Source organism: Simiduia aestuariiviva (genome assembly GCF_014192475.1).
Taxonomy (GTDB): Bacteria; Pseudomonadota; Gammaproteobacteria; order Pseudomonadales; family Cellvibrionaceae; genus Simiduia; species Simiduia aestuariiviva.
Window position 1 is genome coordinate 308873 of sequence record NZ_JACHXZ010000002.1, and the last position, 20303, is coordinate 329175.

At 51.9% G+C, this 20303-nt stretch carries 19 protein-coding genes; 16 read left to right on the forward strand and 3 right to left on the reverse strand.

Features of this window, described 5'->3' with window-relative positions:
* The first annotated feature begins 66 nt into the window (after positions 1 to 66).
* From FHS30_RS06990 to ung, 7 genes are all read left to right on the forward strand, one after another.
* Positions 67 to 777: an ABC transporter ATP-binding protein gene (locus FHS30_RS06990; protein WP_183909745.1), complete on the forward strand. Its 711-nt coding sequence runs from the start codon at positions 67 to 69 to the stop codon at positions 775 to 777.
* A complete protein-coding gene (locus tag FHS30_RS06995) occupies positions 771 to 3302 on the forward strand; it encodes an ABC transporter permease (protein ID WP_183909746.1) in 2532 nt (843 codons plus the stop codon). Before FHS30_RS06990 ends, FHS30_RS06995 begins: the two co-directional genes overlap by 7 nt.
* A gap of 114 nt (positions 3303 to 3416) precedes the next feature.
* Entirely contained in the window at positions 3417 to 3854 is a 438-nt protein-coding gene (locus FHS30_RS07000; RefSeq protein WP_183909747.1) for a MerR family transcriptional regulator, read from the forward strand.
* The gene (locus FHS30_RS07005; protein ID WP_183909748.1) at positions 3847 to 4971 is read left to right on the forward strand and encodes a permease; all 1125 of its coding nucleotides are present in this window, start codon (positions 3847 to 3849) and stop codon (positions 4969 to 4971) included. Before FHS30_RS07000 ends, FHS30_RS07005 begins: the two co-directional genes overlap by 8 nt.
* A gap of 111 nt (positions 4972 to 5082) precedes the next feature.
* A protein-coding gene (prfB, locus tag FHS30_RS07010; protein WP_183909749.1) for a peptide chain release factor 2 occupies positions 5083 to 6178 on the forward strand; the annotation gives its coding sequence in 2 pieces (ribosomal slippage) (positions 5083 to 5154 and positions 5156 to 6178; 1095 coding nt in all).
* A 20-nt stretch (positions 6179 to 6198) separates the two neighbouring features.
* On the forward strand, positions 6199 to 7686 hold the full coding sequence (lysS, locus tag FHS30_RS07015) for a lysine--tRNA ligase (protein WP_183909750.1): 1488 nt from the start codon (positions 6199 to 6201) through the stop codon (positions 7684 to 7686).
* Between the two features lie 79 nt (positions 7687 to 7765).
* A complete protein-coding gene (gene ung / locus FHS30_RS07020; RefSeq protein WP_246341216.1) occupies positions 7766 to 8443 on the forward strand; it encodes a uracil-DNA glycosylase in 678 nt (225 codons plus the stop codon).
* A 31-nt stretch (positions 8444 to 8474) separates the two neighbouring features.
* Here the strand turns inward: ung and FHS30_RS07025 are convergent, their stop codons facing one another.
* Together FHS30_RS07025 and ygfZ are read right to left on the reverse strand one after the other, a co-directional pair.
* Positions 8475 to 9311, reverse strand: coding sequence for an HDOD domain-containing protein (locus tag FHS30_RS07025; RefSeq protein WP_183909751.1), 837 nt, complete (start codon positions 9309 to 9311; stop codon positions 8475 to 8477).
* Positions 9312 to 9339: 28 nt separating this feature from the next.
* A complete protein-coding gene (gene ygfZ, locus FHS30_RS07030; protein WP_183909752.1) occupies positions 9340 to 10356 on the reverse strand; it encodes a CAF17-like 4Fe-4S cluster assembly/insertion protein YgfZ in 1017 nt (338 codons plus the stop codon).
* A gap of 164 nt (positions 10357 to 10520) precedes the next feature.
* On the opposite strand from ygfZ, the gene FHS30_RS07035 reads away from it, so the two are divergent.
* Positions 10521 to 10772: an FAD assembly factor SdhE gene (locus FHS30_RS07035; protein ID WP_425502351.1), complete on the forward strand. Its 252-nt coding sequence runs from the start codon at positions 10521 to 10523 to the stop codon at positions 10770 to 10772.
* Positions 10726 to 11232 carry a protein YgfX gene (locus tag FHS30_RS07040; RefSeq protein WP_183909753.1) on the forward strand — a complete coding sequence of 169 codons (507 nt, stop codon included), beginning with the start codon at positions 10726 to 10728 and terminating at the stop codon, positions 11230 to 11232. Before FHS30_RS07035 ends, FHS30_RS07040 begins: the two co-directional genes overlap by 47 nt.
* Here the strand turns inward: FHS30_RS07040 and nadB are convergent.
* On the reverse strand, positions 11229 to 12860 hold the full coding sequence (nadB, locus tag FHS30_RS07045) for an L-aspartate oxidase (RefSeq protein ID WP_183909754.1): 1632 nt from the start codon (positions 12858 to 12860) through the stop codon (positions 11229 to 11231). The two genes, FHS30_RS07040 and nadB, sit on opposite strands and share 4 nt — an antisense overlap.
* Before the next feature lie 257 nt (positions 12861 to 13117).
* Between nadB and rpoE the strand changes: the two genes are divergently transcribed.
* From rpoE to lepB, 7 genes are all read left to right on the forward strand, one after another.
* Positions 13118 to 13720 carry an RNA polymerase sigma factor RpoE gene (gene rpoE, locus FHS30_RS07050; RefSeq protein WP_183909755.1) on the forward strand — a complete coding sequence of 201 codons (603 nt, stop codon included), beginning with the start codon at positions 13118 to 13120 and terminating at the stop codon, positions 13718 to 13720.
* Positions 13721 to 13871: 151 nt separating this feature from the next.
* Positions 13872 to 14582 (forward strand): sigma-E factor negative regulatory protein, encoded by a 711-nt coding sequence (locus tag FHS30_RS07055; protein WP_183909756.1) that lies wholly within the window; start codon positions 13872 to 13874, stop codon positions 14580 to 14582.
* 34 nt (positions 14583 to 14616) lie between these two features.
* Positions 14617 to 15555 carry a MucB/RseB C-terminal domain-containing protein gene (locus FHS30_RS07060; RefSeq protein WP_183909757.1) on the forward strand — a complete coding sequence of 313 codons (939 nt, stop codon included), beginning with the start codon at positions 14617 to 14619 and terminating at the stop codon, positions 15553 to 15555.
* Positions 15552 to 15995 carry a SoxR reducing system RseC family protein gene (locus FHS30_RS07065; protein ID WP_183909758.1) on the forward strand — a complete coding sequence of 148 codons (444 nt, stop codon included), beginning with the start codon at positions 15552 to 15554 and terminating at the stop codon, positions 15993 to 15995. Before FHS30_RS07060 ends, FHS30_RS07065 begins: the two co-directional genes overlap by 4 nt.
* Before the next feature lie 71 nt (positions 15996 to 16066).
* On the forward strand, positions 16067 to 17443 hold the full coding sequence (locus tag FHS30_RS07070; protein ID WP_183909759.1) for a DegQ family serine endoprotease: 1377 nt from the start codon (positions 16067 to 16069) through the stop codon (positions 17441 to 17443).
* Positions 17444 to 17615: 172 nt separating this feature from the next.
* Positions 17616 to 19415 (forward strand): translation elongation factor 4, encoded by a 1800-nt coding sequence (gene lepA, locus FHS30_RS07075; protein WP_183909760.1) that lies wholly within the window; start codon positions 17616 to 17618, stop codon positions 19413 to 19415.
* 28 nt (positions 19416 to 19443) lie between these two features.
* Positions 19444 to 20283, forward strand: a complete 840-nt coding sequence (gene lepB / locus FHS30_RS07080; protein ID WP_183909761.1) for a signal peptidase I — start codon at positions 19444 to 19446, stop codon at positions 20281 to 20283.
* The last annotated feature ends 20 nt before the right edge of the window (positions 20284 to 20303 follow it).

Consider the following 20303-nt stretch of genomic DNA (forward strand, 5'->3'; position numbering starts at 1 on the left):
CTCGCCAAATTGCGTTGTATCTCCGACTAAAATGGTTTTTAAAAGTTGTTTAATGAAGGCATGTTTATGATTGTTGCGCAAAACCTACATAAAACCGTTCAGACATTGGCGGGTGATTTACACATATTGCGTGGTGTTAATCTTAAGGTGGCAGCAGGCGATAGTCTCGCCATTGTTGGTGCCTCTGGATCAGGTAAATCAACCTTATTGGGCATTCTGGCGGGTTTAGACGTGCCCTCTGAAGGCCGGGTATTGCTCGATAATCGAGATCTAAATGGCCTAGATGAAGAGGCGCGAGCCGAGTTGCGGGCGGAGACTTTGAGTTTTGTTTTCCAGTCGTTTCAATTGTTGCCCGGCCTGTCCGCGCTCGAAAATGTGATGTTGCCGCTGGAATTGCAGGGGCATCGCGATGCGCGTGAGAGGGCCCGTGAGTCTCTGGCTGAGGTGGGCTTAGCGGAGCGAGAAGATCACTACCCACCGCAGTTGTCCGGTGGTGAGCAACAGCGTGTCGCACTGGCAAGGGCCTTTGTGAACAAACCCAAAATATTGTTTGCGGATGAGCCTACGGGCAATTTAGATGCGGTTACAGGCTCACGGATTATCGATCTGCTATTCAATCTCAATAAAAAACACCAAACAACCTTAGTGCTTGTGACCCATGAACAACGTTTAGCGGAGCGTTGCAACGGGTGTTTGGTTTTAGAGGCAGGCACCGAAATCTCGGTCGAATCAATGACAGCGAGTGCGCATACCGAAGGAGCTAGTGCAGCATGTTAAGTTTGCGCTTGCTCGTTAGAAATTTGCGCAGCGCTGAGGTCCGCATTCTGGGGCTGGCCACATTGATGGCTGTGGCTTTGGTAAGCAGCATCGCGCTCTTTGCCGATCGTCTAGAGCGGGGTATGGAGGCGCAGTCTCACGCGTTCATCGCCTCTGACCGGGTTGTGAGGTCAAACCGGCAAATTCCAGAAAGCTGGATAGCCCAGGCGCAAGGCGCTTCGCTGAGGACAGCAACCACAACCGTATTTAGCTCCATGGTATTTCACGGTGACAGCTCCCATTTAGCGTCTGTCAAAGCGGTGGGCGAAGGCTACCCATTGATCGGCGTTTTGGAGACGAGTGATCAACCGTTTGGCGATGGCGAGGTGCGCGAACACAGAATGGGGCCTGCGCCTGGCGAAGTCTGGGTGGAGGGCAGGTTATTTCCAATATTGCAGCTCAATGTGGGTGATCACCTAGAGGTGGGTGAAACACAGCTTCGAATAAGTCAGGTGCTTGTGAGTGAGCCCGATCGTGGCCAGGGTTTTATGAATTTTGGTGCGCGGGTGCTTATGCACGCTCAGGATTTGCCCAGCACCGGTGTGTTGCAAGAGGGCAGTCGCGCAAGTTTTAACTTGTTGCTGGCCGGTGAGGAAGAAAGTATTGATACAGTGCTGGCTAACTTACAGCCGGGGTTGTCAGTTCACGAGCGCGTAATCGATGTCGCCAAAGCGCAATCACGCATTGCGCGCAATCTTAAAACAGCACGTAACTTTTTAATGTTGGCGAGTGTGTTTGGCGTGCTTTTAGCCGGTATTGCCATCGCGATGGCGGCTCAGCGTTTTTGTAGTCGGCATGTGGATCAGGTGGCATTGCTTAAGAGCTTAGGCGTTGTATCGAGTCGTATTCGGCAACTTTATTTGGGCCAAATGTTGTGGTTGGGCGCCATTGCCGGTGGCATTGGGCTCGCCTTGGGTTTTCTATTGCAAATGGTAATCGCGGAAAGCCTCAGTAGCTTGTTAACCGTAAATTTGCCTGCGCCGGGGCTTATCCCGTCATTGTTGGGATTGATGGCGGGTTTTTTGTGTTTATTGTTTTTTGCATTGCCGCCTCTGTGGCCACTGCCAAAGGTAGCCCCCATAAAAGTGCTGCGTCGAGAAACACCGGTTGCGTCTACTGCGGGCTCGATTCAATTGATAGTGGGTTTCCTCTCATCGTTTTGTTTACTTTGGCTGTACACCGGCGAGTTGGCGATGTCGGGTGCGGTGATGGCCGCGTGGGCTGGGGTGGCGCTGGTTGCAACGGGGTTAGCGATCCTATTTTTAAGGCTTCTTGGTCGTCATGCCGCGCAGTTAGGTAGCCAATGGCGCTTGGCAATTGCCTCGCTAAAGCGCCGACGTGCGGAAACTCATTTGCAGGTAGTGGTGTTTGGTACAGCCTTAATGCTTTTGGCTACCTTACTGCTTGTGCGTGGATCACTACTTGAAGAGTGGCGACTGCAATTACCGGCCGATGCGCCCAATCATTTTGTCGTCAACCTGTCGCCCGCCGAGCTGCCTGAATTTGAAGGGCTACTTGCTGAGCGTGCATTGTCCCATAGCGGTTTATATCCATTGGTGCGCGGGCGTCTAACTCACATTAATGGCGAAGATGCCAAGGCTCGCGCGCTTGCTAAAGCGGAGGCAGAGGCAGAGGCAGAACAAGCAGCCGGTGAAAGGGGGCCTTCAGAGGCACCTGAAGCCATGACCAGAGAGCTGAATTTAAGCTGGACTTCAGAGGTGCCAGAGGGCAACTCGATCACCGATGGCGTTTGGTGGGCGGCAGATAGTCGGGAAGTCGAGGTGAGTGTTGAACAGGAGTTTGCCAAGTGGCGGGACATTGCACTGGGTGATGAGTTGACCTTTAGTATCGGCGGTTTATCGCTGAAGGCCCGTGTGACCAGTTTTCGCTCATTGCGATGGGATTCTCTCAGGCCCAATTTCTTCGTCTTGTTTAGCCCTGGTGCGCTTGATGATTATGCGCCCATGTACATGACCAGTTTGTACGCACCTGCAGATGGGGGTCGATTTGTTGCCGATTTGGTGCGACGACACCCCACGGCCTTGGTCATAGAAATGGAAAAAATATTTACGCAAATTCGCTCGGTTATTGACCAGGTAAGCGGCAGCGTGCAGTTGGTTTTTTGGCTTGTATTTTTGGCATCGATGTTGGTGTTAATGGCCTCGGTGCACGCCAGTATGGACGCGCGCACGCAGGAGGTTGGACTCTTGCGTGCGCTGGGTTCAAGCCGTCGGTTACTGCGCCACCGATTGTGGATTGAATTCGCCGCGTTAGGGGCCCTGTCAGGTTTGGTGGCAGCGCTTGGTGCAGAGTCATTGCTGTGGGGCTTACAGCGATTTGTTTTCGATTTGACGTGGCAGCCACACCCTTGGATTTGGCTGTCGACCCCCGTGTTTGGTGCGGTTGTTATCGGTGCGTTTGGCGCCTGGTCGTGCCGCCATTTGCTTTCATTGCCACCTGCCACTGTGTTGCGTCAAGCTGCGTAGACTTAGACTTAAGGGTTTTCGCAGTCGCTCTTGACCTTTACCTAAGGGGAAGGTTTATTCTGCCTCTATTCGCTGTGCTGCTCTGTGGAGCAGCCGTCGTTCACGGAGGTTGATATGCAGATAAACGATGTGGCACGGGTAACCGGGCTGACCCCTAAAGCTATTCGCTATTATGAGGCGCAGTCGTTGGTTATTCCCCATCAGCGCGCTAGCAACGGTTATCGTATTTATAGCCGTGAAAATTTGGACCATCTCTGTTTTCTGCAGCATGCACGCGCGGTGGGATTTAGCGTAAAAGAATCTGGACACCTATTGGCGCTGTATGCCGATCAGGCCAATCACAGCGCCAGCGTTAAGGCGTTGGTCGCCGAAAAACTGAGTCAGCTGCAGCAAAAGCGCAAAGAAATAGAGCGCTTAGAGGCCACGCTAACAGACCTATGGGCGTGCTGTGACGGCCAAGAAAACAGTCGCTGCGCTATTTTAGATCGTCTCGCGACGGCAGGTTTTGACACCAACTTCCCTAGGGACAGTAAGGAGGCTGACAATGTCTAATGATCATTCTTGCTGCTCGGAACAACCTAAAGAGTCGCCCATATCCCATAGTTGCCAAAGCGACAGTTCGCAGGCTGAAAGTTCTAGCTGTTGCGATACAGATGCTCAGCGTATTGATTATCTATTGTGGGGCGGCCTGCTGCTGGTCTCGGTTCTTTATGGGAGCTATCTGGTGGTGGGGCACTCGGATAGCGTGAATGCCCATTGGGGCACAGCCTCCCACACGGTGTTTGAATTGATGAATACCATGTGGTGGGGGATTGTCCTGGCCGCGCTGTTTGTGGGCATCCTAGCGCGAGTTCCACAGGCCTTAATCATGGGCGTGTTGGGTGAGGGGGGCACAAAGCAGGGGCTGTTTAGGGCTACTGCGGCTGGGCTGGCCTTGGATCTCTGCTCTCATGGCGTGCTGATGGTGGGCATGCAGCTATATAAGCGAGGGGCCAGTTTGGGGCAGGTCATGGCGTTTCTCATTGCCACGCCGTGGAACTCTCTGTCGCTGACCATCATTATGATTTCGCTTATAGGGTTACCGCTAACATTGCTATTTATCGTGTTATCGCTGCTGATTGCGCTGACTACCGGATGGTGGATAGACCGCTTAGTTAGCCAGGGTCGCCTGCCCGCCAATCCACAGACCGTCGCGCCGGCGCCAGATTATCGTTGGTCTGAAGATTTCAAGCAGCGTTGGCAGGCAATTCAATGGCATTGGTCCTTAGTGCCCGACATTGCGTGGGACGGTCTCAAGGGCTCGGCAATGGTGTTGCGCTGGTTACTGGTGGGTGTTTTGTTGGCGGCGTTGGTGCGCACATTCATCGACGCAGGCATGTTTGCCCAGTGGTTTGGCCCCACAATGCTGGGGCTGCTTGCTACATTGCTTGCTGCAACCATCATTGAAGTGTGTTCAGAGGGATCGACGCCCTTGGCAGCAGAGTTGATCACGCGCGCGGGTGCGCCAGGCAACGGCTTCACGTTCATGATGGCCGGGGTATCCACGGATTACACAGAAATCATGTCGCTGCGAGATACCACCGGATCGTGGCGTTTGGCATTGGCTTTACCGCTCTACACCTTGCCTCAAATTCTGATTTTGGGCTGGTTACTTAACTCGTTGGTTTAACTGAAAAAACGGGGCTGAAAGGCCGCCCCTCGGGCTTGGTGCCAGCCCTGCAGTGGGGTACAATCCGCGCCTTTCGACAAACCGCCCCTCGTTCAGGGCTTATGGGGATTCATGGAAATCAACCCGCTTATCATCGCATTGAAAGACCTGCAAGCGCGTACAGACGTGCTTAGGGGGTATCTTTGACTATGCCACCAAGAAAGAGCGGCTTGCTGAAGTAGAGCTCGAGCTGGCAGAGCCCGATGTGTGGAATGACCAAGATCGCGCACAGGCACTAGGCCGCGAGCGATCCTCGCTAGAAGCGGTTGTTACCACCATAGAAAATCTCGATGCGGGTGTTGCAGACAGCCGTGATTTGTTAGACATGGCTGTTGAAGAGCAGGATCAAGATTCCGTTGACGCAGTAGCCGCCGATATCCAGGCACTGGAAGCACAATTGGCAGTCTTGGAGTTTCGCCGTATGTTCTCCGGTGAAATGGACGCCAATAATGCCTATCTGGATATTCAAGCAGGGTCGGGTGGTACAGAGGCTCAGGATTGGGCCGAGATGTTGTTGCGCATGTACCTTCGCTGGGGTGAAGCCAAGGGTTTCAAAACCACCCTTGAAGAAGTGTCAGCCGGTGAAGTGGCCGGTATTAAAAGTGCCACTATTTATTTTGAGGGTGAGTACGCCTTTGGCTGGTTGCGCACGGAAACAGGTGTGCATCGACTCGTTCGCAAATCGCCTTTTGACTCCGGCAATCGACGTCATACGTCCTTCAGCTCAGTATTTGTGTCGCCGGAAATTGATGACAATTTTGAAATTGATATCAATCCCTCCGATGTGCGGACAGATACCTACCGCGCCTCGGGTGCCGGTGGTCAGCACGTTAACAAAACCGATTCCGCAGTGCGGTTGACCCATGAGCCAACAAATACTGTTGTGCAGTGCCAGAGTGAAAGGTCTCAGCATCAAAATCGTGATAAAGCATGGAAAATGCTGCGAGCAAGATTGTATGAGTTAGAGATGCAAAAGCGTTCTGCTGATAAGCAAGCGATGGAGGACGGCAAAGCCGATATCGGTTGGGGTAGCCAGATTCGCTCTTACGTACTAGATGATTCGCGGATTAAAGACTTGCGAACCAGTGTTCAAACCAGCAATTGCCAGGCAGTACTAGATGGTGATCTGGACCAGTTTATCGAGGCTAGCCTTAAGGCTGGCCTGTAATTTATCGACGAGTGCCCACCATGAGTAATGACAACCAGACACCCGCGCAAGATGAAAACCGTTTAATCGCCGAGCGTCGCGCAAAATTGGCGGCTATTCGCGAACAGGGCAATGCCTTCCCCAACGATTTTCGACGCGAGCATAAAGCTGCCGACCTGCAGGCTACGTTTGGCGATAAAACCAAAGAAGAGTTGGAATCACTCGGACAGCAAGCGTCTGTGGCGGGCCGCATTATGGCCAAGCGGGGCCCATTTTTTGTTTTGCAGGATGGTAGTGGGCAGATTCAATTGTATGCCGACAAGGAAGCACAAAAAGCCTTAAAAGAAACTACCGGCATGTGGGATATGGGCGATCTCGTCGGTGTTAAAGGGCAGCTGCATAAATCGGGCAAGGGGGATCTCTATGTCAATTTAGAGGAGTTCCAGTTGCTAACAAAAGCTTTGCGACCTTTGCCGGATAAATTTCACGGTTTGAGTGATCAGGAGATAAGGTATCGTCAGCGCTATGTTGATCTGATGGTAAACCCTGAGGTGCGCGATGTATTCCGCACGCGTTCAAAAGTCATCAGTTTCATTCGCCAGTACCTGAACGATGCAGACTTTATGGAAGTTGAAACGCCCATGCTGCACGTGATTCCTGGTGGTGCATCGGCTAAACCCTTCGTTACGCACCACAACGCGCTCGACGTGGAAATGTACCTTCGGATTGCGCCTGAGCTGTATTTAAAGCGCTTAGTAGTAGGTGGTTATGAGCGCGTGTATGAAATAAATCGCAACTTCCGCAACGAGGGCTTGTCAACTCGCCACAATCCAGAATTTACCATGCTGGAGTTTTATCAGGCTTACGCGGACTACAAAGATTTAATGAATCTCACTGAGGATATGTTGCGTAAACTGGCGGTTGAAGTGTGTGGTTCCGCAGCCTTTACCTCGCAGGGTGTTGAGTATGACTTTAATAAGCCCTTTGACCGTATTTCAGTGGTGGATGCGATTTTAAAATACTACCCCAGTGTGACGCGCGAACAGTTGAATGATATCTCTAGCGCCACTGATATTGCGCGAAACTTAAAAATCGACGTTAAAAGCACCTGGGGGCTTGGCAAAATTCAGATAGAAATATTTGAAGAAACCGCTGAGCACAAATTAATACAGCCAACCTTTATTACTGAATACCCTGCAGAAGTGTCACCGCTTGCGCGCCGCAATGACGATAATCCTTTTGTTACAGATCGCTTTGAGTTTTTTGTTGGCGGCCGAGAATTGGCCAATGGCTTCTCGGAGCTAAACGATGCAGAAGATCAAGCCGAGCGCTTCATGCAGCAAGTGCAGGAAAAGGACGCAGGTGATGATGAGGCAATGCATTACGACGCTGACTACGTGCGAGCCTTAGAGTATGGTCTGCCGCCCACGGCAGGTGAGGGTATTGGCATCGATAGATTGGTGATGTTGTTGACGGACTCGCCATCTATTAGAGATGTATTGTTATTCCCGCACATGCGGCCTGAATAAACTTAAAAGCCGCATTGCGGCTTTTTTTTACGGAATATTTTGTGTGCAAAGTAAATTGATGGAGGGTGTCTTAACGCAGTTGGATCCGCAATGGCGGTCCCTGTTCGAGCACGAGTTCGGCCAGCCCTATATGCAGGAATTATATGCGTATTTAAAACGAGAAGCTGAAAACGGGAAAACAATTTTTCCCCCTGCAGACCTATGGTTTAACGCGTTTCTGATGACGCCAATGCCAGCCATTAAAGTCGTTATCGTTGGGCAGGATCCCTATCACGCCCCTGGTCAGGCCCATGGGTTAAGTTTTAGTGTGCCGCGCGGTGTATCTTTGCCACCCAGCCTGAAAAATATCTACAAGGAGCTGTTCGATGCAGGGCATGGCCCGTTGGCGGGCGATCTGACGCCCTGGGCCCGAGAAGGTGTTTTGCTGCTAAATGCATCATTAACCGTGGAGCAAGGACTGCCTGGCTCCCATGCCAAAAAAGGTTGGCTGACGTTTACCAATCGATGCCTGCGTGCCATTAATGAGCAGTGTGAGCAGATCGTGTTTTTGTCATGGGGAAAATTTGCGCACGGGGTATGTTCAGAGATAAATACGCAGCGACATCGGGTAATTAAGACCTCGCACCCAAGTCCATTGGGTGCCTCCAAGTCTGGTGCCGACTTCGACGCATTCTTGGGTTCCGGCTGCTTTGCACAGGCGAATCAGCAATTGCGTGACTGGGGGAGGGAACCCGTGAATTGGCACGCAGTTCACTAATTGGCGCCTAAGCTGCTGTAGGTTGTTCTCGTTACTGAAGCATGGCCATGGCCGCTTCCATTTCGGCGCTGAGGTCATCGCCCTCGGCATTTTCCATGTCTGAATCTAACCCCAGACGCGCAAATGCCGTAACGGTGCTGTAGTCAACGCTGGCGAGGGGATGATTTGAACCCATGTAACTTTGCAGTACGGCCACCGTCACTATGTCCGCATAGTCCGCTTCTGGTGCCACGCGATCAAATTGCACGTGCTGGCTGGGGATGTGAATCAAGGGGTCTGGGAAGGCCCAGTGTTTCAATATGCGGTCACCGATGGGACCGTTCAGGGCCTCGATGACGGTATCCAAAGTAAAACTGTCTCGCAGTAAGCTGGGGTTTTCTTCTGCGTAGGTTAGGATAGGGAGCACGCCGATGCGGTGTACTAGGCCCGCGAGGGTTGCCTGATCAGGACGAAGTTTGGTTCTGTGTTTGCACATGACATGGCAAATGCCGGCAATTTCACTGGATCGATTCCACACTTCCCGTAATCGTTTGTCGACCAGGTCGCTGGTGGCCTGAAACATTTGCGACATAGCCAAGCCAGTGGCGATATTGCAGATGTATTCGATGCCTAACCGCGCTAACGCCATCTGCAAATCGTTGATTTCTCTGCTGCCGCGCAACAGCGGACTATTGGCGACCTTGATCAAGCGAGCCGTAAGGGCGGCGTCGCTGCCGATCACCTTACCCATTTGGCTGATACTTGCATCGGGGTCTTCTGCGACCTCGCGTACTCGCAAGGCCACTTCGGGCAGGGTGGGGAGTACCAATTGGTCAGATTCTAGGGCGGCGATGATGTCCTGACTGACTTTTTCCACCAATTGGCTCATACAAGGTCCCCACTTTTTTTGATTCTGGTCACTTGTTTATAGCATAGGGGAGCGCCACTTGATGGAGATTTTCTGTGGCGATGCCATCTATGTGCAGGGGTTCATTGAGTAAGGTGTCTCGAACTTCCGCAAAGATAAGCCACTGATCTGCACTGATGGCTTCAATTTGTAGTATTTCGCCCGCCTTTTGATCTCCCGCCATAAGGGGGCTAAACACTTTGGGGGCGACATCACTGGCCAAGGTAAAAAGATAGCAGTGGCTTTTTAGTGTGGCCTTATAGTGCATGCGCGCGACCACTTCTTGGCCGGTATAGCATCCCTTGCGAAAATTGATAGCATCTATGAATTGGTGGTTAATTTGGTGTGGGGTATAGCGCTCACGGCGGTCCGCGTCTACCCATAGCACACCCTGTTGAAGCGCGAGTGTGCGCCAGGTTCTTGCACCTGCTGCCGTGTGATTTTTTGCCAGCGCCGGCCAAAGTTCTAGGGCGTCGCTTTCTGTAGATGTGATCACAAAACACTGTTCTGAATAGCGGAAAATGCTGGTGTCGCCAGTGCTGCAAACGCTGCCAACACTGCTGGGCGGCTTCAAACCGACGGCTGCTAAATGTTGGCTGGCACGTGCACCCGTGACCGCAAGTGAGACAAGTTGAGGCTCGATTGAGAGTGTGGCCTTCGAGAACACCAAATATTTGTTGAGATGCTGGGCGAGATGTTCAGCATTATTGCTCGGCAGCAACAATCTAATGCGGTTTTCAGCGACTCCCAAAGCAAAAAAACTCGCGAGGATGCGCCCCTTGGGGTTGCAATGATCGGTAAAAAAACCGTCATTCGTGGCCAGTTTTTGCGCGTCTTGGGTGATCTGCCCTTGAAGAAATTTAATGCAGTCCGGGCCAGATAATTCCAGCGTGGAATAATGTTGAAGGTCAATGAGCAGTGGTGACTCTAGATCCGGAAACGGGCAGTTGGTAAAAAATTCTGCACAACCTGATGGGTTCAGTGCAGCGCCTTGACGGGTCATAAATTGTTGCCAATGTGTGCTCATAGCTGCCTTACTCATTACTCTGTGTATTCTTGGATGAAATGGCTCTGTGGGGTCGCTATAATGCCAATCGCTTGCACATTAGCAAGTGCCAATTTGCCATGCTTGGCGGCAGGCCCTTAGGTTTGCCGTCTGGGCGGGCGCACGCTTTACTTGGAGATCACTCGGTGGAAAGAAATCGTTTATTTTGGGGCAGTCGCCGCGGCATGCTAGAGCTGGATTTGGTGCTGTTGCCTTTTTTGGAAAACGTCTATCCATCACTCCCTCAGGAAGACAAGGAACGTTATTGGAAGCTGCTTGAATCGGAAGACCAGGATATGTTTGGTTGGTTCTTAAAGCGGCAAGATCCAGATGACACGGAGCTTTTACGCATTGTCAAAATCATCCGCGATAACACTGGGCTACAAGCGCAAAGCTGACCCGCTGCTGTTTAGGCTCTCTTCCGGCCGTTTAGAGTACGCCTATAAGTGCGTGCTTTGGATTATTTGTCAGTGGCTACCCCTGATTGCATTGGTGTTCTGGCTGCGCGAGCGGGAAGTCTACCCGCTGACGTATCTAGCGGTGGCCCATTGGCCATGGCTATTGGTCGTTCTGCTCTCTGCGTTACTACTCGGCTCATGGCGCTGGCTTCGAGCCCCGTTTAATGGGGCGACAGCCACCTTGTTCCTGCGAAAAAATGAGGCGGGGTATTGGCTGGGGAGCCACTCAGAGTGGCAGCCGTTGGCGCTTTGTGGTGAGCAGTTGATTGCGCCTTGGGTGGTGGTGCTCGGGGTCCGTTCTCAGGTAGACGAGCGCCACTACACCTTGTGGCTCTGGGCCGACGGCGATAATGCCGATGCCCACCGCCAGTTGCGGGTGGCGTTGAATCAGGGACGCTAGGACTTTATTGCGAGCATATCGGTCACAAATACGTCCTGGGCCGCATAGTTGGTTGGCACTAAAATCGTGTCTCGTGCCACGGGCGCGGGAGCAGGGTAGTCGAGAGAATAGTGCAGGCCGCGGCTTTCTTTTCGTTCGATAGCAGAGCGGATAATCAACTCTGCCACCAGCGCCAAATTTCTCAATTCGATGAGATCTCCGCGCACTCTGTAGTTGCTGTAGTACTCGCCGATTTCTTTTTGTAGCAATTTTATGCGATGAGTGGCGCGCTCTAGACGTTTGCGGGTGCGCACAATGCCGACATAGTCCCACATGAATCGCCGCAACTCGTCCCAGTTATGCGAAATCACTACGTCTTCATCGGAGTCGGTGACCCGCGACTCATCCCATGGGGGGCAGGGCAAGGGCTCTGGAATTGCGGCAATTTTGCTGGCGATATCGAGCGCCGCCGAGCGGGCGTAAACAATACACTCCAGCAATGAATTGGACGCCATGCGGTTGGCGCCATGCAAGCCGGTAAAGGATGTTTCGCCGATGGCGTAGAGGTTGACCAGGTCCGTGTGGCCCTGTGCATTTACTACCACCCCGCCGCAGGTGTAATGGGCGGCCGGAACCACGGGAATAGGCTCTTTGGTAATGTCGATACCAAACTCTAAACAGCGGGCTTTAACGGTGGGGAAGTGCTCAGCAATGAAGTCGGAGGGCTTGTGGCTAATGTCCAGATAGAGGCAATCTGCGCCAAGGCGTTTCATTTCATGGTCAATGGCTCGGGCTACGATGTCTCGTGGCGCCAGTTCGCCGCGCTCATCGAAGCGCTGCATAAACCGCTCACCATTGGGGAGCTTTAGGTGGGCACCTTCACCACGCAATGCCTCGGTAATCAGAAAAGATTTAGCCTTTGGGTGGAATAGGCAGGTGGGGTGGAATTGGTTAAATTCCATATTCGCGACCCTACAGCCTGCGCGCCATGCCATGGCAATCCCATCGCCGGACGCGCCATCGGGATTCGAGGTGTATAAATAGACCTTGCTGGCTCCTCCTGTGGCAAGTACCACTGATTTCGCTTGAAAGGCGTGTACGTGGTCGTCGGCATGGTTGTACACGTATGCCCCGGTACAGCGCAGTTTGCGGGAGTTGGGGTCGGGCTGCGTTATGAGATCAAGGGCAATGAAGCGCTCGAGCAGGGTAATATTTTTGTGGGCTTTGACGCGCGCAATCAGGCTGCTTAAGACGGCTTTGCCGGTGGCATCAGCGGAGTGGATGATGCGTCGATGGCTGTGGCCGCCTTCTTTGGTGAGGTGGTAGCTGTTGGCGGCTTCGTCTTTGGTAAAATCAACGCCCTGGTTGATCAGCCAATCTATGGCCGACTTGCTGCGCTCGACGGTAAAACGCACGCTTTCTTCGTGGCACAGGCCTCCACCGGCAGCTAGGGTATCGGCTACGTGGGCATCGATGCTGTCCTGATCGTCCAAAACGGCTGCAATCCCGCCCTGAGCAAACCAAGTTGAGCCCTCATGCAGTTGGCCTTTGCTCAGCACAGCAACTTTTACGCTGTCGGCCAGGTGGAGCGCAAGCGATAACCCAGCTGCGCCGCTGCCAATTACCAAGACATCATATTGATACTGCATAGTGGGTGTGGAAACTCTAAAGCTTATGGTGGCGGGATTATAACGAATAGGCGCTAATACTCGGTAGGAATCCGTAGGCATAACATTGAACTTTTTTACTAAAAACTGCGTCTTTACAGAGACTTGCTGCATTAATTAGACGTAAAATCTCAAAAATGCCGTCTGGGGACGGCCACAGCGCCCTGAAATCCCCAATACCAATAGACCGTTAGCAGTCATACCTGCTGGTCAAAAGAAATATGGCTAGGGAGTTTTGTATGGCGCAAGCGCCAGATAATGACCAGATGTTGGTCGCACGGGTACAGAAAGGCGACAAGCGTGCTTTCGACCTGTTGGTTTTGAAATACCAGCACAAGGTTGCTGCAATAGTATCGCGCTATATCCGCGATACGTTTGAAGTTAATGACGTTGTCCAGGAAGCGTTTATCAAGGCCTACCGTGCGTTGCCGGGATTTCGGGGAGAGAGCGCCTTTTATACTTGGTTATTTCGCATCGCGGTCAACACTGCCAAAAACCACTTGGTCTCTCGCTCAAGGAGGCCGCCCGCACAAGGTGTCGATGCCGAAGATGCCGAGTTTCTGGCAGCTGAGTATATGGAGGACGTCAACACGCCCGAAGGGCTGCACTTTCGAGACGAGTTGGATGCCATCGTGTCCAAAACGGTTGCCAGTTTGCCGGAAGATTTGCGGTCAGCAGTGACCTTGAGAGAGATTGATGGCAAAAGCTATGAGGAAATTGCCGAGATCATGCAGTGCCCAGTGGGTACCGTGCGCTCGAGAATTTTTCGGGCTCGGGAGGTGTTGGACAGTAAAATTAAGGCGTATATGCAGCCTCAAGCCAGTAAATCTACGCCTGCTTAGTAAAAATTTACTTTTTTTAACAAATATAGGGCAAGCTGGGAACTCGATCATAGAACCGTGGTCTCACTCCAATAAGCAGGCAAGACGCTCGCTGTTCAATTGTATCAGTATTGGCTTAATGGCTGATTAATAAACAAGGTGATTGTTAATAATGGTTCAACACTCAGACCGCAAACTTCAGGAAAGTCTTTCTGCGCTCATGGACAGCGAAGCCAGTGAGCTTGAATTGCACCGTTTATTGAAAGCCACAGAATCTGATTCAAGCTTGCGCGAGAGTTGGGTACATTATCATCTTGCTGCGGATGCCCTGCGCGGTGAGGCGCCGGCGTTAAAGCCGATAGATTTGTCCTCCCAGATCTGCGCAGCCATAGCCGACGAGCCCGCTCATCGCGAAGGTCGGGGCAATGTTTTTGGCCGACTTTGGCATACCGCAGGCCGCATGGCGGTGGCAGCCAGTGTTGCGGGTGCGGTAATTATTGGCGCCCAACAATACCTAGATACAGAAGCTCCCATGATGGCGGCTGCGCCAGAAACCGTCGGTGGAGCCGCAGGTTTGGTGCCTGATGGGTTTCGTGCGCCAGCGTTGAGTACGCGTACGGTTAATATCTCTGACGGCCCTGTCCTAAATACCCAGCGCACCGGGGTTCAATACCAACCCCAATACCAACCCAGTGCCGCAGAGCAACAAATCCAAAATCAGGTCATTGAAGAGCACTTGAATCAACTGATGCTGCAGCACGCTGAAAATGCAACGCACAATAGTGCTCAGGGAATGCTGCCCTATGCCCGAATAGCCCCCAATGTTAAATCTGAAGTGAGTGCGAAAGCGTCACGCCAAAAGGCGCCAAACGATCCACAATGATGTCGCTTACAAAGCGGCTGGTTAAGGCCAATTTATGAAGTTCGCGTTAAAAGGTCGCCTGGGTTTGTCCCGGGCGTTTCTGTTTCTAGCGGTATTGTTTGTATTTCCGCAGGTGTCCAATGCCGACCTGGACGCCCGTGCGCTCTTGGCCAAACACTCAGTGGCCATGGCGAACCTGAATTACAAAGGCATTCTCACCTATGAGCACGGTGCGCATTTGGCCACTGTAGAATTATCACATTCGGTAATCGATGGCGTTGAACATGAACGATTGGTCCACTTGAATGGTGAGCATCGATCGATCGTTCGCGATTCTGAGCCGGGCCAATGTCCTCACGCTGGTGAGCGACTATTGCGGGGCTTGGGCCGCGTCGATAACGATACCGACATCGAATCCTATTATCATATCTCTGTCGTGGGGCAGGAGCGGGTGGCGGGAAGATTGGTTACCTTGATACAGGTTATGCCCCGTGACCAGCACCGCTATGGTTATGTTATCGGCCTGGATCAGGCCACCCACCTGGCATTGAAAGTGATGCTCATTGGTCCCGGTGCGCGGGTGCTGGAGCGCTTTCAATTTGCCACTGTCGAGATTACTGAATCCAATGGCGACGAAATAAAAGTTGATGCCGTGTGCGGGTCTGTTGACGAGGGTTATGCATCATTATGGGACGCGCAATGGTTGCCGCCAGGTTTCCAGCTGGCAGGCAGCCGGCAACTGTCCCCCGAGCGAGAGATGCTTATGTTCACCGACGGTCTCGCAGCGTTTTCCGTTTTTGTGGATACCGTAGCTTCGCCGAGTGTGATTGAGGGGCGTGCCCAGCGTGGCGCTACTGTTGCGTACATGGGGCGGGCGGAGCAGGGCGATCAGCATTATCGTGTCACAGTTGTAGGTGAAGTGCCGTCACCGACACTTGAGCGAGTGGCCATGAGTTTGCGTAACAATATGGCAAATGTGGAAGCTGAATCTTGAAACGCATTATGGAGCAGGGGCGTATCGTCCGAATTTCATCTGGCCAAACCTGGGTGGAATCCATCAACCGTTCAGCCTGCGGTCAGTGTGCAGCAAAATCGGTATGCGGGCAGTCGGCGTTAGCGAAATGGGCAGAAGCATCAAATCTCTTGGCAATTGACGACGTTAACCCCGATTGGCAGGTGGGTGATCACGTGAGTTTTTACGTGCCGGGTGATGCGCTAGCTAGGGCTGCGCTGCTGGTGTATATGATGCCCTTGGCTTGTATGTTGTTGCTATCTACATTGGCGTATCACCTTTGGTCGCACGATGGAGTCGCTTTGGCGGGAGCGGGGATTGGCCTATGGGTAGGCATGAAACTTGTGCAAAAATTCACTGTCAAAAGCGACAAGGGACTGCAAATGGGGCTTACATTAGGGGATAAACTGATCCATCCCTAGTCCTTATTTACCCTTTCTGAAGCAGCGCGAATCGCTCTGGTGCGCGTTAGAATTGTTAAAGTGAGGAATGCATGCAACTAAAATTATGGTTATTTGCCACAGTGGTAGCACTCTGCCTAGCGGCACCTGCCGATGCTCGAGGTCTGCCAGAATTCACTGATCTGATTGAGCAACATTCTCCGGCAGTGGTGAAGATCAATACGGTTGAACGGGCTAAACGCTCATCTCAAAGGCAGCAATACCCCCAAGATATTCCCGACATATTTCGGCATCTTTTCGAGCAGCGAGATCCGCGCCAACGCGAACAGCGCTCTATGGGCTCTGGTTTCATAATTTCCGCCGATGGCTATGTGTTGACCAACAATCACGTCGTAGATGGCGCAGATCAAATTTCAGTGCGATTGATTGATCAGCGAGAGTTTGACGCGCGAGTGATCGGTACCGATCCGCGTTCAGACCTGGCGCTATTAAAGGTGGATGCGAAAAACCTGCCGACCTTGTCCTTCGCAGATTCAGATGGTCTCAAAGTTGGTGAGTGGGTGCTGGCAATTGGCTCTCCCTTTGGCTTAGATTTTACTGCTAGTGCTGGTATTGTCAGTGCCATTGGGCGCAGCATTCCAACTGAGCGCAATGAAAATTACGTCCCTTTCATCCAAACAGATGTTGCCATCAACCCCGGCAATTCCGGTGGGCCACTCTTTAACTTGGAAGGCAAAGTGGTGGGCATTAATAGTCAGATCTACACCCGTAGTGGTGGTTCTATCGGCCTGTCGTTTGCCATACCTAGCAATGTAGCTAAGGATGTTATCGCCCAATTGAAAGATAAGGGGCGTGTTGATCGCGGCTGGCTAGGGGTTGCAATCCAAGAGGTGGATCGTGACTTGGCGCAATCGTTTGGTTTAAGCAAGCCCATGGGTGCCCTAATTCAACAAATTGAGCCCGGTAGTCCGGCAGATAAATCGGGTCTGCAAATCGGTGATGTAATTCTTAAATTTGATGGTCGGACAATCTCGAAAAGTGCCGATTTGCCCCATGTTGTTGGCGGCATTGCGCCGGGTAAAAAGGTCGATGTTGAGGTGATGCGTGCAGGCAAGAAAAAGTCTCTGGACGTCACGGTTGGTAAGCTCAATGCAGGCGACGAGCCTAGTGTGGCCAGCCAAAACCAAGGCGATCGTCTTGGCCTGGTTGTGGAAGCTTTAGATTCTCGCCAGCAGCAAGCGTGGCGGTTATCTGGAGGTGTGCAGGTGGTCCATGTGGCGCCTGAGTCTCCAGGCGCCAAAGCCGGCCTTCGACCTGGCGATGTCATTGCGCAACTCGGTTTCGATGACGTCGAAGGGGTGGAAAGCTACCGCAAGCTAGAGCAGGCGCTGCCGAAGGGCAAATTGCTACCCATCCGGTTCTACCGTGATGGGCGTCCTGCCTACCGCTCGTTCATGATTGAAGAGTGAGTTACATAGCCTCTGCAGGCCAAATGCGGTAGACTTGCCGCGCCTAGAGGGCCCTTCGGGGCTCTCTCTATATGGGCTTCCCGTGCACGTTGACGAGTTCCGGTGTTACCGGGGCTAAGGTCGCGAATCACCCAGCCCGATTATTCATGATTCCAGTAGTTGAAGTGCACCTGTGTCTGACTTAAGCCATATTCGTAATTTTTCAATCATCGCCCATATTGACCATGGGAAATCCACTATTGCTGACCGCTTCATACATTTGTGCGGTGGGCTAACCGACCGCGAAATGGCGGCCCAAGTCCTCGATTCAATGGATATCGAGCGCGAACGTGGTATTACCATCAAGGCACAGAGTGTGACTCTGCACTACAAGGCGCGGGATGAAAAAACCTATCAGCTCAACTTCATTGATACGCCTGGTCACGTAGATTTTTCCTACGAGGTTTCACGCTCGCTGGCTGCCTGTGAGGGCGCGCTGCTGGTGGTAGATGCAGGGCAGGGTGTTGAGGCTCAGTCGGTAGCCAATTGTTATACCGCCATTGAGCAGGGTCTAGAGGTCATTCCCGTACTTAATAAAATGGACCTGCCCCAAGCAGAGCCAGAGCGGGTCGCTGAAGAGATTGAAAATATTATTGGTATCGATGCCACAGAAGCGGTGCGCTGTAGTGCTAAATCAGGCATGGGCATTGAAGATGTGCTCGAAGAGTTGGTTCGGCTTGTGCCGCCGCCCGTGGGCGATGTTAACGCGCCATTGCAGGCGTTGATTATCGACTCTTGGTTTGACAACTACCTCGGTGTTGTCTCACTTGTTCGCGTCAAGCAAGGCACGTTAAAAGCCAAAGATAAAATTATCACCAAGTCCATTGGCAAGGCGCACGTGGTCGACAAGGTGGGGGTATTTACGCCCAAACTCACAGAAACAAAAGACCTGAAGGCTGGCGAGGTTGGTTTTTTTGTCGCTGGTATTAAAGAAATTTTGGGTGCGCCGGTGGGCGATACTATTACCCATGCAAATACTGCTGACACGCCATCACTGCCGGGCTTTAAGAAGGTAAAACCCCAGGTCTATGCGGGCTTGTTCCCGGTTACGTCTGACGATTTTGAGGGGTTTCGCGAAGCGCTAGCGAAGCTTACCCTGAATGACGCTTCATTGTTTTACGAGCCAGAAAGCTCTGATGCATTGGGCTTTGGTTTCCGTTGTGGCTTCCTTGGCATGCTGCACATGGAAATCATCCAGGAGCGATTGGAACGCGAATACGATTTGGATTTGATTACTACTGCGCCGACGGTAATCTACGAGGTCGTAAAAACAGACGGTGAGGTTGTGCATGTCGACAACCCCTCTAAATTACCCGATATCGGCGTTATTGATGAAATGCGCGAGCCTATCGTAGAGGCCAACATTTTAGTGCCGCAAGAATATTTGGGTGCAGTGATAACCTTGTGCGTCGAAAAGCGCGGCGTTCAGAAAGATATCCAATACACCGGCTCACAAGTTCAAGTTCGTTACGAACTACCCATGAACGAAGTGGTACTTGATTTCTTTGATAGGCTTAAATCGGTCAGCCGAGGTTTTGCGTCGCTTGATTACTCTTTTCTTCGCTTTGAGCCCGCGCGTTTAGTCCGCTTAGACATTTTAATCAACGGTGAAAAAGTCGATGCGCTAGCGCTCATTGTTCATCGGGATAATGCTTCTTATAAAGGCCGTGCGATAGCAGAGAAAATGAAAGAGCTCATCCCACGTCAGATGTTTGATGTCGCTATTCAGGCTGCAATTGGTGGGCAGGTGGTTGCTCGAACGACCGTAAAGGCTTTGCGCAAAGACGTGACGGCTAAATGTTATGGCGGTGACGTAAGTCGTAAGCGTAAATTACTGGAAAAGCAAAAAGCCGGTAAAAAGCGAATGAAACAGGTTGGGCGAGTGGAAATACCACAGGAAGCCTTCCTCGCAGTGCTTAAAGTCGATAGCTAAATTGGATACCCATTAAAAGGATAGACACTTGGATATTAATTTCCCTTTGATTCTGGTCGTATTGGTGCTGGTTTCAGGCCTCATTTGGTTGTACGACATTTTGTTTTTAGCAAGTGCACGCAAGGTGCGAATCGGTGATGCTGAAGAGGGGCTTAAGAATACAAATTTAAAAGAGACCGACACCAGCTATCAAACCACCATGGCGGCTGCGGCTAAAGAGCCGGTGGCGGTTGAGTACGCAAAGTCTTTTTTTCCTGTTCTGGCATTCGTATTGGTGCTTCGGTCATTTCTGGTGGAACCTTTCCAAATCCCGTCGGCTTCAATGGTGCCGACGCTTCAAGTTGGTGATTTTATTCTTGTTAATAAGTATGCCTATGGGTTGCGCTTACCAGTTACCAATACCAAATTTGTGGACATTGGTGAGCCGGAGCGAGGCGATGTAATGGTGTTTTTTCCTCCCCACAAGCCGGATACGTATTACATCAAGCGCGTGATAGGGTTGCCTGGAGATGAAATCGTCATTGCCGACGGTAGCCTCTATATCAATGGCGAAAAGGCTCCGCATCAATTGTTGGCCAGTTTGCCTGCGGCGCGGCCACATTATCAAGTAATGGAAGAAACCCTGGGTGACGTTGGCCACCAGATTCACCGCAATATTCGCCCTGGCGCTTTTAGCCGGTCGGGCCAGTGGGTTGTGCCCGCAGGGCATTATTTTATGATGGGCGACAACCGTGACAACAGCTCCGATAGTCGAGATTGGGGAGCTGTGCCCGAAGAGGCTATAGTGGGTAAAGCATTTGCGATTTGGATGCACTGGGAGCGATTTTTGAGCGTGCCCAGTTTTTCCAGGGCTGGCGGAATACAATAAAGTCTAAAAGTAGATCTGGG